Source organism: Paraburkholderia sp. RL17-381-BIF-C, from assembly GCF_046026435.1.
Classification (GTDB): Bacteria; Pseudomonadota; Gammaproteobacteria; order Burkholderiales; family Burkholderiaceae; genus Paraburkholderia.
The window spans coordinates 31,224-43,848 of record NZ_JARESX010000062.1 but is presented as its reverse complement, the minus strand read 5'-3'; the positions used below and the strand labels follow the sequence as shown (position 1 = coordinate 43,848).

The following is a 12,625-nucleotide window of genomic DNA, read 5'->3' as shown; positions in this document are numbered from 1 at the left end:
GATCCGAAATAATAAAGTCCGTCATGCGAGAATAAAGTCAGTCACGGGTTTTCCACCATGTGGACTCGCTTGGGACTGACTCGTGATCGGAAGAAATAAAGTCGGTCGGAGTGAAATATAGACGGTCGAGGTGATCCGAGAGAATAGAGTCAGTCGTGGCGCCTCGCTGCCCGGGCGGAAGTAAGAGGCTGACGGGACGGCGTGGAGAATCGACGGAATCTGACGAAGTCGGTGACGGTCGATGTTGCCTCATGTGGTGGCTTACGGACGTGTGTTCGCACCAAATGAAAGCGTTCCGTGACCTCGCGTAAATGCGTTCTGGGTAGGGGCAGAATCCCGTCAAACCCTTGCCGGACGTGGCGCGGAACGCTTCTACTGTGCGCTGTGTAATCGGCAAAAAATCAGGGCCTTCGACCCCCGGTTTTGAGAACAATCGCGGGGCTGTAGCGCACACGGAACGCTTATGCTTCCAGGTATAGGCGTGATTCAACTCCTGCAGCGGATTTGCCCGAAAATAGCCGGGACGCGAACCGGTAGACTGGAACCTCCACAACTTTCCGAGAATCTTGCGCATACAGCTCTTTCGGCAAGCTGGTGTCCCACTTCCGTTGCAACAGCCTAGCGGCTATCGTCAGCGCCGCGACTGCTGAGATGCGTTATTTTCGGTTACGTGGCTCTTCCGGGCCGCCGAGCCTTCCTTGGCAAGCGGTAACCAGAATTAATACCCAAGGGGCAGGCTGATAGAGTCCCCGTTGTCATTGTACGGCTCAGGCGTGCACAAGCAGGATACGACTCGCGGCACTTTAACCTGCACTCTGCCAAGTGCCGTCGAAAAGCAGCGGGGACGCCAATCTCTGATGCGCCGATATCGGCCACATTCTCGACAGTTCCGACGAAGCTTGTCGTAGGCATTAATCTGGTCGTGCGTCACGAGTTGTTGCAGCGTAGCCGGTAGTTGACGAGCTTCGGCGAGGGACAACCTAAAATCCACTGGGGTAGCACCATTCACTGGTCGCTTAACCGAACAAATCGGGACCGGCTGGTCCGTTCTCCCCGTTGCAGAAGGATTTTCCACTGCAATTCCATGGCTGTCTCCAAGGTAGGTCAACTGCTGCAGTTTAGACCAGAGTTGCCTCCCCCAGATTTCGTCCACTCCCGCCAATTTTGGGCGCCAACAGATGTGGTGCTTCAGAAATGACCGGTCGATGCCCGTGGGTGCTGCCGGTAAGCTAAAGGAGATGAGTACATCTCGGTCCGCGGCGGTTCTCGGCAGCTCAGGCCCGAGCTTCTTGCCATCATTGCCGGATGTCGCTTCGACGCGAGAAAAATCAATCGGCTTTTTCTCTTGCCAGGTCGGCCTTCAACCACTTCACGAAGTTTTCGACGTGGACATACTGAGGCGAGACACTCGACCATGTGGCGTAGTAGGCATGCAGACCTTTAGCTGTCGTTGGGAAGAGCGTTATTAGCATCCCCGCGTTTAGCCACGTTTTTATCATGTTGCGACGGGCAAGAGCGAGACCGTGTCCGCTTATCGCGGCCTCAACGAGGAGACCTAAGTCTACGTATTGGGGGCCGTTCCTAGGTTCGGCAAGATCCAAATCGGCAGCTTTGAACCACGGCCGCCATGGCTCTATGGGACAACGGAGCAAATTGGCCTTCGCAATGTCCGACGGAGCAAGAAACGGCCCAGCCTTTTCTAAGTAAGCAGGGCTGCAGATTGGTGTGACTGGCTCGTCCAAGACCGTCTCAACTGTAAGGCCGGGATATTCTCCGCTGCCGAAACGAATCTCAACATCCGCGTCATCCGCCTTCAATCCGACAAAGGGAACGGAGAGTTGCAGAACGACTTCGATATCCGGATGCTGTTCCTGGAACGTCGGAAGCCTTGGGACAATTATCTGTCGAGCGAACGTCGGAGGAGACGAAATCCGTAACATCGTTCGCTCCTCGTCAAGCAGGCCGCGAGTCGGGTACTGACTTAGCGATTCGAGGCACTCGCGAACCACCGGGAGATACTCGAGCCCCGCCGAAGAAAGGTTCAGTTCGTTCTGCGTTCGCGTGAACATGCTCACTCCCAACAACTCTTCGAGTTGCCGAATGCGATGACTGACGGCGCTAGGTGTGATCGAGAGTTCAGAAGCGGCGAGCGAGCCATTGCGAAGTCGTGCAAGCGCCTCGAAGGTGACGAGGCATTGAAGCGGTGGGATGCGGGCAAAGCGTTTCATGGTGTTCCAGTGACCAGCATACGAAACGTGAACACATCGGCGTCGCGGGGAAACCCCACGTTTGAATTTTCGTACAGTCGCCGGCTAAATAATTTCATTTACCTAACTTGATCAATTGCGAGCGTACCGGAAGAAAATGTTGAGATCAAACATGACTTCAAGGAGACGCCGGTGAATTCAAAAAACCAGATGTCAGAGCAGCATCCCACTGTCACACGGGTCAGTCTTCGTCCCGTTCTGGTGCCGCTCGATCCTCCTCTGCGCACCGCTAGCGGAGTCATGGCAAGCGCACCGCTCGTTTTGGTCGACGTAGAAACGGAGGCCGGCGTTACAGGCCACGCGTACTTCTTCACCTACTCCCCGACGGTACTACCGGCCGCAACTCGTCTCGCTTCAGACGTGGCGAAGCTTGTGGAAGGTCAGCTCCTTCGTCCCCGCGAGCTGATGCACTCCGTGCGTCGGAAGTTTGTACTGTTGGGCACACCAGGGCTGCTTGATATGGCTCTTGCTGGGCTCGACATGGCATTGTGGGATGCGCACGCTCGCATCGCGGGGCTGCCGCTGTCGAGGCTGTTGGGCGGCGAGCCGAAGCCAATCAAGGCTTATGCAAGCTTTGGCATGGACGGTTTGCAGAGAGCGATAACCGCTGCAGAGAAAAGCGTCGCGTCGGGGTTTCTCGCAGTCAAGATCAAAATTGGTTACCCGACCCTTCGTGAAGACCTGGAGGTGGTGAACGGCGTGTTGAAAGCCTTGGACGATAAGGCCGAACTGATGATTGACTACAACCAGGCCTTGTCCGTTCCTGAGGCTCTGCGACGAACGCGCGCTTTGGATGACCTGGGCTTGGCCTGGATCGAGGAGCCGGTGGCATGTGACGACCTCGTCGGGCATTCTCAAATTCGTTCGGAGCTACGCACATTGGTGCAGTTGGGCGAGAACTGTTGGGGACCGCGAGGAGTGCTAGCGATGATTCGTCACGGTGCATCGGATCTAGCAATGCCCGACCTGATGAAGGTGGGCGGAGTGAGCGGGTGGCTAGACGCGGCAGCCCTATGTGAGGCGCACGGCATGCCGATCTCCAATCACTTTTATCAAGAAGCGAGCGCTCATCTCCTTGCCCTGTCCCCATGCGCCCACTACCTGGAGTACTTCGGTATAGCCGATGGCGTCCTTGCCGAACCCCTTCGAGTTGAGGGAGGTTTCGCTGTTGCGACCAGTGCGCCTGGGAGCGGTATCACATGGGACGAAGGCGCCGTCAATAAATATGCTGTTGGCAAGTGAGATAAATTAAACGAGGCGACGAAATAATTTCAACTCTAATGAGTGGGCTGGTTTTTTTGGTTTGCCAATAATGAATTTATTGGCTGCATGGTGCCTAAAGCCGCGGCAAGATCCATTCATTGGAGGATAGTGTGATAAATGAGTCAGCTCTGGAGAGAGGCTTCGAAGATGGTGTTCAGGTAAATCGAGGCAGAGTCGCACTAGCTAAATATTTTTCGGCCTGTATTTTCATGTTGGTCGCAGTATTTTTTGGAATATTCTGCTTTAATCCTGAAATCATGGCAGTTCAAACCCACGTCGAAGTGCCGGTTAGCATTCTGATGTTTGTAGGGCTTATTGCCATGTCACTCGTTTTCAGCTCGCTCTTTGTGCTTTGCGCGGAAAAGAGCGACTCGCAGCTTTATCGCGTAGATGTCGCGGGGGTGGAAGAATGAGTCATTCGCCAATGAATAGCCCGATATCGGTCGGATGCTTTTTCGCTTTTTTGCTTGTGACTGTTTTTATAACTTGGTCAGCATCCCGTCGAAGCAAGTCGGCCAGTGAGTTTTTTACTGCTGGAGGTCGCGTCGGCGCTGCGCAAAACGGTTTGGCGCTCGCTGGAGAATATCTAAGCGCTGCTGCGTTGTTGGGCATGACTGGAGCGATTTCGCTTAAGGGTTTTGATGGTGTTGTTTATAGCATCGGCGTTTTCGCAGGCTGGCCGCTAATCCTGTTTCTCGTTTCGGGTCCGGTCAAGCGATTGGGGAAGTTCACCCTTGCCGACGTGATCGCGTGGAGACTCTCGTCGAAGCCCGTGCGGGTTGCCGTTGCGCTTTCCAGTCTGCCAATCGTGCTTCTCTATCTGATTACTCAATTGGTCGCAGCTGGCGGGTTGATCAAGTTGATGTTTGGGTTGTCATACGTGCCGGCGGTTGTATTGGTCGGCGTGGTGATGCTCTGCTACGTGTTCTTCGGCGGAATGCTCGGAACAACTTGGGTGCAGATCATTAAGGCCGTGCTTCTTTTCAGCGGAACAATTGTTCTTGCTGGTCTCTTGCTCGCAAAGTTTGGATTTCACCCTTCCGGACTTTTCAAAGCGGCGATAAGCAGTGCCGATGCGAGTGTGGTGGCACCGCATATACTTTCTTCGCTTGATCGATGGGACACGCTTTCGCTGGCAATTGCTCTGGTCTTCGGTGCGTTGGGCATGCCTCAGATTCTTACACGGTTCCTGACGGTTGGGAATGCAAAAGACGCGCGACGCTCAGCTTTGTACGCCACTTTTCTCGTCGGCTTCTTCCACGTATTCGTTCTCTTGCTCGGATTTGGCTCGATGGCGTTGATTGGGCGCGCGGCAATTCTCGGCGCCGGAGGAGCGGGAAACATGGCTGTTCCTTTGCTAGCGAAACTCCTGGGCGGGGATGCCTTCTTTGGATTTATCTGTGCGGTCTCCTTCGCAACAATGCTTGCTGTCGTGGCGGGTCTGACGTTGACGGCTGCAACGACTTTTGCACATGACATCTGGGCTGGCGTAATTATGGCGCGTCGGTCGACCGCGGGTGGCAAGCAGCCGCGCGTTGCCCGTATTGCATCAATCGTAGTTGCCACTGCCGCGGTGATTCTCGCGTTGCGCTTTGAAGGACAGAACGTGGCCTTCATGGTCGGGCTGAGCTACTCGATTGCAGCTTCCGCCAATTTCCCGGTTCTGATGCTTGCCTTGTATTGGCGACGACTCACGACGGCCGGCGCAGTGTGCGGCCTGTTGACTGGCGCTGCCGCCGCCGTCTTGCTGATCGTGCTTTCGCCCACGATTCAGGTAGATGTGTTGCATCGTGCATTGGGTGATGTCCAAAACCAATGGTGGTTTATGCCGCTGCGCAATCCCTCAATCTTTTCGTTACCGCTGTCGCTGTTTGTTGCCATTACGGTGTCATTGTTGAAGTCTAGTCCCGCAGAGCAACGTGGCTTTTCGGAAATGCACACCGTCCTTGAAAACTAATTTGCACCTAGCCGGGGTGTCCACGTGTCGGACGCAAGGAGCAGTCTGTCCAAGTCCATACCAAGGAGATGTTGATGAAGCAATACCCGAAGTACAAAGCCGCCGTTTGCCATATCGCACCTGTCTATTTTGACGCTGAGGCGTGCGTCGAAAAGGCCTGCGACTGGATTAAAGAAGCTGCTAACAACGGCGCAGAACTGATTGCATTTCCCGAGGCGTATCTTTCATCGTTCCCGGTGTGGTGTGGCGTTTGGGCACCGGTGCAAACGCACGAGTTCTTCGTAAAGATGGTCAGCAGTTCGGTCCTGATCGACGGTCCGGAAATTCAGCGCCTGCGTGATACCGCTCGCAAATACAATGTGTTTGTTTCGATCGGTATCAATGAAGCGACGCGGAACAGCTTTGGCTGCGTGTACGACACGAACGTGTTGATCGGAGATGACGGGGCGGTGCTTAACGTGCATCGCAAACTGATGCCTACGTATTGGGAAAAGCTGGCTTGGGCGATGGGCGATGGTAGTGGTCTGCGCGTGAACGACACTCGCATCGGCCGAATCGGCGCGCTGGTGTGTGGTGAAAACACGAATGCATTGGCCCGATTTGCTCTGCTCGCTCAAGGCGAAAACGTACACATCTCGTCGTTCTCCCCACGTTGGCCGACCCATCCGCTCGGCGAAGGCGGATACGACCTTGAGGCAGCTATTCGCCTGCGCGCAGGCGCGCACGCGTTTGAGGGCAAGCTGTTCAATCTGGTCGCGTCTGGCTTCCTGCCACCCGGGGCAATCGAGATGGTGTCTCGTGGGAACAAGGAAGTCCGCGATCTTCTTGAAACATCGCCCAAGAGCGTATCGATGATTCTCGGCCCGGATGGTCAGCCGATCAGCGAGGTAATCCGCGAAGACGAAGGGATCGCTTATGCGGAGTTGGATCTGGCGAAAACCATCGTCCCGAAGCAGTTCCAAGATGTCGTTGGTTACTACAACCGCTTCGACGTTTTCGAATTCAAGGTGAATCGTCGCGCGCACCGTCCGGCGCATTTCCACGGCGAAATCGATGACGACGACACCCGTGCAGATTTTGCCAAGCAGCGTGCTGGCAATCTCGACGCTATGGAAGTTCCGCCTATGACCTTGGCCTCATAAGCAAAGGCATGGCGAAGTAACTCGCACGCGCTGCCGTCATAGATTGCATAGGGCTCTGCGGATACTCGCATCGGTGTGCATAAAAGGCGTCTCGAAGGTCGGACGTGCGAAACCTCAAATGCTACGAGTTCAGACTCGGAGGAGCTTCGTGGTTTGGCCCCCTCACAAATCGTCGAGCCTTGCAGAGATTAAGTCTAACGCTCCGCTCAAGCTGAGTGGGAGAAGTAGAGTATTTGCGTGAAAGGCGTACTCTCGCACATACAGAGAGTACGGCTACTTCTCTCACTAACTGCTCTACGTTTAGCGCTCGTATTTCCCAACTGCGAAGACGAAGGTCTCTCCTGCACGGAACCGGATTTGGGGAAGACCATCGTTCCGAAACAGTTTCAGGACGTGGTCGGCTATTACAGCCGCTTCGACGTCTTCGAATTCAAAGTGAATCATCGGGCACATCGACGCACCATATTCATGGAGAAATCGTCGAGGACGACAGGGTTGCACATTCTTCGCGGTAGCTTGCTGGTGAGCTCGACGCTATCGAAATTCCGCCTGGTAAGCTGACCTCATGAAGAAAGGCACGGATAGTCACGCTCTCTGCGGCGATACTTCCACAACGCACTATTCGTCGAACTCACTTTTATCAACGGTCACATTGCGAGACTCTCTCCTTAACGACTGTGGAGTCGTCCGATAGGCCCGCGTAAAAACGTCTCGCAGGTGCCGCCTGTCACGAAATCCCGTTTCCCGAGCGATTGTTTCGAGCGAATGACGGCCACGCTCAATCAGGTTTCTTGCCGCTTCGAGACGCAAGCGTTCTATTGCCCTAGCGGGAGATTCGCCGGTTTCGGAAAGGAAAATACGCGTAAATTGTCGGCTGCTGAGATTTGCCGCCTTAGCAAGATCGTCGACGCGCAGGGGTTTGGATAAATTAAGGCGTGCATGCTCAAGCGCCATCTGGATCCGATCCGACTTCGGTGCAAGGGCCAACATTTCAGAGTGCTGCGACTGTCCGCCTGAGCGTCGATGAGGCATGACCATCGCACGCGCCACCGAGATTGCGAAGTCTGCACCGAAATCCTTCTCTACCAAGCCAAGGGCCAAGTCCATCGCCGCCGTCAACCCGGCTGACGTCCATATTTTGCCATCGACAATAAAGATGCGGTCGGCTTCGACCTGAATCAGTGGCCAACGGGCTTGCAAGGCGTTTGCGAACGCCCAATGTGTGGTTGCGCGCTTGCCGTCGAGAAGCCCCGCTTCGGCGAGAACGAACGCGCCTGTGCAAAGGCCTGCTGTGCGCCGCGAGCGTGCTGACGCATCGCTGATGAACCTGAGTTCTTCAGCGGAAGTGGTGCGGCCGGTCGGATTGGCCACGCCGCTGATCATCCATGTGTCCGCGGTCGCGTTCGAATCGGCCCGCTTTGTCATGACAGAGACGCCAAGCGACGAGCGAATTTCACCCCCTTGGAGTGAGTAATTCGTCACATGATAAAGAGGCTCGCGCGCGACGATGCTGGCGATTTCGAACACTGTCTGGGTTCCAATGGCCATGACCTGGAAGTCTTCCGTCAAAAAGTAGCCAACTCGATACATCAATTCCACCAGCCGTCATGTCCGAAAAGGTGATTATAAATGTCGTTGAAAAAAGCGTGTGTGGCGCGGATGATGAGCCTGTAGGTCGCGCCGAAGAGGTTCCATAAGCCGGGGCCTGTATCGAGACGATTGGGAGCGTTCCGGACTGGCTGGGGCGTCGAAAATTTCGTTAGCTCAACACAAACGGAAAAAATAGGTTCGTCGATGAAAAGTGCGGCGTCGTCGAAACTCAGGCCATGCGGATGTACAACGCCATCAGTACCGTCGACATTGACCAACTGCGACTCCAGCCCTGTCTACTAACCCATTACCAACCAGCGGCAGGTTTTAGCTTATGTAAACGTTGACTTGTATAGCGGCTTGTGCGTCGGACGGCGGTCAGAGTATCGACCGGGCGAGGATGAGTTTTGTTTCGTGCGACGCCTCCTTTACTCGTACTCCGCTTTTGGAGTCGTCGCTCGAAAAGAAGGGGGGCAGGGCAGACCGCGAGCTGTGCGGATGATCGCTACGTCGAATGGATCCTGCTGCCAGCCCGAAATGCCGCGCAAGAAATACTATGCGTCCAAACGCTCAGTATCTGCTGAAGCGATTCCGATCCCGGACATCGCGTAGATCAGAACCGGCGCCTGCGTCTACCGCGGGATGACAGGTTGCGCGGCCCCTGCGGTCGCCGTATTTTGACAAGCGACCAAGTGCTTTACCGCTGACGCCGAATGAGACTCGTCCCGGCGAACCGGCGCCGCATGATTCGCGCGTCGGCGTGATCTCGGCATTCGCTTCTACGCAGTTCGGGTAAGCCGCCGATAACGTCATGCGGCTTTGCGTAAGTGTTGCCCGTGCGTTCGGCACAACAGCGCTCGGTGTTGACGCAACGGATAGTCCTATCATCAGCGTGGATCTTTGCCATCGCTTACGTAACCGCAGGAATGCAAATGACCAACTCGACATGGTTAGCGCCAGCTACCGACCGTCATGAACAGAAGTATCCACAGCTGACCGATGGCGAGATAGCACGAGTGCGTGAATACGGCACCGTTCGTTCCTGGACATCGGAACGGATTTTTGAAGTCGGTGCGCCAGGATTTGGGATGTGCGTAGTATTGCGCGGGATGATTCGCGTGACTAGCCGCGACGCGTTCGGGCGTCATGCCGTCGTTAGCGAAAATGGTCCGGGACAATTTGTTGCGGAAGTCGGGCAGCTATCTGGAGGACGATGCATAGTGGACGGTGATGCGGTCGGCGCCGTGTCGGCAATTCACATCCTCCCTGAGCAACTCCGAGCGCTTCTAATCGCCGAAGCGGAGTTGGGCGAGCGCATTATGCGGGCTCTCATCCTTCGACGGGTCGCTCTCATCGAGCGCGGCGATGGGATCGTTATAGTGAGCAAGCCACATAACGCTCGCCTCCACGCTTTGCAAAGCTTCCTGCGCCGTAACAACGTTCCCCATGCGGTCATCGGCGCCTCGTCGGAGGATGACGAGACCGCCAGCTACGTAGCAAAGTGGGTACGAGATGACTCGGACTACCCGCTCGTGTTGCATCCAAACGGCACTATCTTACGAGCGCCTGATGAAGTGGATCTTGCCAAAGCTTTAGGGTGGCTGCCTGATCTCGATCCGGTTTATGTTTATGACGTTGCAATCGTTGGAGCTGGTCCAGCGGGTTTGGCGACGGCCGTCTACGCCGCGTCCGAAGGGTTGCGAGTCATAGTGCTCGATCATAGTGCTCCAGGAGGACAGGCAGGCGCCAGTGCTCGCATCGAAAATTTCTTTGGGTTCCCGACAGGGATTTCCGGACACGCGCTCACCGGACGCGCATACGTACAGGCACAAAAATTTGGAGCCGACGTAGCAATTCCTGCTCAGGTGGAGAGTCTTGATTGCGGCACGACGCCGTTCACGCTGCGCTTATCCTCCGCCGTCACCATCCGCTCGAGAACTATTGTTATCGCCTCGGGCGCTGCGTACCGCAAGCCGGACATTCAGGGCCTGGAACGCTTCGAGGGAAGAGGGACGTATTATTGGGCTTCGCCCGTCGAGGCAAAGCTCTGTGCAGGGCAAGACGTATTGTTGGTCGGCGGCGGGAATTCCGCGGGGCAGGCCGCCGTGTTCCTCGCGTCGCGGGCGCGGCGAGTCTCTATGCTAGTACGCGGAAAAAGCCTTAAAGCCAGTATGTCGCAGTATCTAATCGATCGCATTGCCGCTTTGGACAATGTCGTTGTGATGCATGGCAGTCAAATTACCGCCCTTAGGGGTGGTAAGACGATCAACGAAGTGGAGGTCTTAACCGGGACTCAGCGATCAACCTTACTTGCAGAACACGTGTTCTTATTTACGGGTGCTTCTCCTAACACCGCGTGGCTTGGCGGCTGCGGCGTCGTCGTCGATGAGAACGGCTTCGTGCGTACAGGTGAGGCCGCCAGACCTGGGGCGCAAGAGCACGAAACAAGTGTGCCTGGTGTGTTCTGCGCGGGAGATGTCCGATCCGGCTCGACCAAACGAGTTGCTGCGGCTGTGGGCGATGGTGCTGCCGTTGTTGCGCAGATTCATCGTCATCTGGAGCGCGCGGTCGCTCAAGCATAGGCGCCGCCAGCGAGGGTTTGGCGTGCAATACGCGGGGCTACTATTCCGCACTTTCAAGGTGCTGCCCTACCGGGCGATTTCAATTGACGGAAAAAGGGAAATTCGCGATGGCAACGATCGAGCACTTCGAGCATGTATTTTTTGGCTGTGGCAAGGGCGGAAAGACTCTGGCTATGGAACTAGCGCAGGAGGGCCGCAAGGCTGCAGTGATTGACCGAGGCGTGATCGGCGGTTCGTGCATCAAGGTTGCGTGCATACCGGGCAAGACGTCGACCCAAACAGCGCGCACTGAACACATCCCTCATCAACAGGATGGTGCGTCCGCAATCATGGCGAACGTATCGTCGCGTATAAAAGCCGTGGTCGACGGTGCGGTGGAGATCAATCGCAATGCCTTTCGCGACTTCGGCCTTGAACTTGTGCAAGGTTGGGGGTAGATACCCATTCCTTTTTTTCCTGGTCCGTTCGCCTTCGTGAGGATGTCGCGCTCGAGCCGCAACCATTGCATGTCGGGTCGAAGCAATTCCACCTGTCGTTCCAGTTCAGCACGCCCAATGTCCGGTGCTGGATTCTTCTGGCGTTTCATGGACGCTGGAACCTCTCGACCGAGTAGCTGATTCTTGAAGTTGTACAGCATCGGCCCGCTCACGCTTGTTTTCTGGGCAACCCCGGGCGCGCTTTCGTCTCTGGCGCACAATTCGATGACTGCTGGCCTGTTTGACCGTCAGCGATTTCGGAACGATACGAGCTACTTTGCCGACAAGGCGTTTTCGGATTTCGCGACACAGTTCTTTAATCCAGGTTTCAAGCGGCCTGCGAACCGGATAGCCCAAGGCCTTCAGGGTTGCGGCAGCGCAACGGTCATGGCTTAGATAATGATCGACGGCGGCCTGCTTCTGTTCGGCCGAATACCTCGGCGTGGCACGAACATAACCAGTTAGTAAATCATGACGCTGTTCGTATTCACGATGCCCGGTCTTCAAAGCATTCTTTGTGGGGTAACCCAACTCCTTGATGGTCGCATTGATGCGTTTCCCCAAATTCGGATAGAGCCGAACCGCTCGAACGCGGTCGTTTTACGAGTACATGGACTACCTCCAGGTAGTCAAACATTTTGTCCGCAAGCCCTGATCATGGTGAGGAAGATATGCTAGAAACGGAGAACAAGGCAGATGTCGTTCCCATCGTGTACGTGGTCGACGACGATCCAGCGATGCGGGCTGCGCTCGACACGCTCTTGCGTTCGGTGGGATTTCACGTCGTCGCATTTGCCAGTACAGCTGAATTCAGGGCGGCGGGTTGGGAGAATATCGAGAGTTGCTTGCTGCTCGACGTCCGCCTGCGTGGCGAGAGCGGCCTCGTATTCCAGCAGCAGACCGAAGGCCGTCCGCTAATCCCGATCGTGTTCATGAGCGGTTTCGCCGATGTGCAAGTGTGCCGGACGGCCATGAAGGGAGGCGCAGTCGATTTTCTGGTCAAGCCCTTCGCAGACCAGGAATTGATCGATGCCGTCAATTTGGCGTTATCGTTCGACGCAAAACGTAGAACGCAGAAGAACGCAAACAACCAGCTTCAACAATCGTTCGCTCTTTTGACGCGTCGCGAGCGCGAGGTGCTCTCGTATGTGATAAGCGGCGCTCTCAACAAGCAGACTGCGTCATACCTCGGGCTAAGTGTGATCACCATCAAACTGCATCGTGCTTCCGTGATGCGTAAGATGAAGGCCGCTTCGCTTGCCGATCTGGTTCGCAAGTCCGCGGCGATCGGTGTGCAAATGCCCGTGCACGATAGCCGTCACATAGATATTTCATCGAAGGCCTGAAT

The 12,625-nt window shown here is 55.6% G+C and carries 10 protein-coding genes and 2 pseudogenes; 7 read left to right on the top strand and 5 right to left on the bottom strand.

Annotation, left to right across the window (positions count from 1 at the left end; translation table 11 throughout):
• Window positions 1–745 precede the first annotated feature (745 nt).
• Both P0D70_RS28325 and P0D70_RS28320 read right to left on the bottom strand, forming a co-directional pair.
• Window positions 746–1,000: pseudogene (locus P0D70_RS28325) on the bottom strand (ISKra4-like element ISBugl3 family transposase); the annotation flags it as partial.
• A 328-nt stretch (window positions 1,001–1,328) separates the two neighbouring features.
• Window positions 1,329–2,228, bottom strand: coding sequence for a LysR substrate-binding domain-containing protein (locus tag P0D70_RS28320; protein WP_408186891.1), 900 nt, complete (start codon window positions 2,226–2,228; stop codon window positions 1,329–1,331).
• Window positions 2,229–2,399: 171 nt separating this feature from the next.
• On the opposite strand from P0D70_RS28320, the gene P0D70_RS28315 reads away from it, so the two are divergent.
• The 4 genes from P0D70_RS28315 (at window position 2,400) to P0D70_RS28300 (ending at window position 6,629) form a co-directional block, all read left to right on the top strand.
• Complete coding sequence (locus tag P0D70_RS28315; protein ID WP_408186890.1) at window positions 2,400–3,509, top strand: enolase C-terminal domain-like protein; 1,110 nt, start codon at window positions 2,400–2,402, stop codon at window positions 3,507–3,509.
• Window positions 3,510–3,640: 131 nt separating this feature from the next.
• Window positions 3,641–3,943, top strand: coding sequence for a hypothetical protein (locus P0D70_RS28310; protein ID WP_408186889.1), 303 nt, complete (start codon window positions 3,641–3,643; stop codon window positions 3,941–3,943).
• Window positions 3,944–3,954: 11 nt separating this feature from the next.
• Window positions 3,955–5,487 (top strand): solute symporter family protein, encoded by a 1,533-nt coding sequence (locus P0D70_RS28305; protein ID WP_408186888.1) that lies wholly within the window; start codon window positions 3,955–3,957, stop codon window positions 5,485–5,487.
• 74 nt (window positions 5,488–5,561) lie between these two features.
• Window positions 5,562–6,629 (top strand): carbon-nitrogen hydrolase family protein, encoded by a 1,068-nt coding sequence (locus tag P0D70_RS28300; protein ID WP_408186887.1) that lies wholly within the window; start codon window positions 5,562–5,564, stop codon window positions 6,627–6,629.
• Between the two features lie 618 nt (window positions 6,630–7,247).
• Here P0D70_RS28300 and P0D70_RS28295 read toward each other — a convergent pair.
• Both P0D70_RS28295 and P0D70_RS28290 read right to left on the bottom strand, forming a co-directional pair.
• Complete coding sequence (locus P0D70_RS28295; protein WP_408186896.1) at window positions 7,248–8,219, bottom strand: GlxA family transcriptional regulator; 972 nt, start codon at window positions 8,217–8,219, stop codon at window positions 7,248–7,250.
• Window positions 8,219–8,497 carry a hypothetical protein gene (locus P0D70_RS28290; RefSeq protein WP_408186886.1) on the bottom strand — a complete coding sequence of 93 codons (279 nt, stop codon included), beginning with the start codon at window positions 8,495–8,497 and terminating at the stop codon, window positions 8,219–8,221. Before P0D70_RS28290 ends, P0D70_RS28295 begins: the two co-directional genes overlap by 1 nt.
• Window positions 8,498–9,151: 654 nt before the next feature.
• Between P0D70_RS28290 and P0D70_RS28285 the strand changes: the two genes are divergently transcribed.
• Together P0D70_RS28285 and P0D70_RS28280 are read left to right on the top strand one after the other, a co-directional pair.
• The gene (locus P0D70_RS28285; protein WP_408186885.1) at window positions 9,152–10,801 is read left to right on the top strand and encodes an FAD-dependent oxidoreductase; all 1,650 of its coding nucleotides are present in this window, start codon (window positions 9,152–9,154) and stop codon (window positions 10,799–10,801) included.
• Window positions 10,802–10,908: 107 nt separating this feature from the next.
• Window positions 10,909–11,238, top strand: coding sequence for a hypothetical protein (locus P0D70_RS28280; protein ID WP_408186897.1), 330 nt, complete (start codon window positions 10,909–10,911; stop codon window positions 11,236–11,238).
• Here P0D70_RS28280 and P0D70_RS28275 read toward each other — a convergent pair.
• Window positions 11,202–11,841: pseudogene (locus tag P0D70_RS28275) on the bottom strand (IS3 family transposase); the annotation flags it as partial. The gene P0D70_RS28280 and the pseudogene P0D70_RS28275 sit on opposite strands and share 37 nt — an antisense overlap.
• Before the next feature lie 107 nt (window positions 11,842–11,948).
• On the opposite strand from P0D70_RS28275, the gene P0D70_RS28270 reads away from it, so the two are divergent.
• On the top strand, window positions 11,949–12,623 hold the full coding sequence (locus tag P0D70_RS28270; RefSeq protein ID WP_408186895.1) for a response regulator transcription factor: 675 nt from the start codon (window positions 11,949–11,951) through the stop codon (window positions 12,621–12,623).
• Window positions 12,624–12,625: the final 2 nt, after the last annotated feature.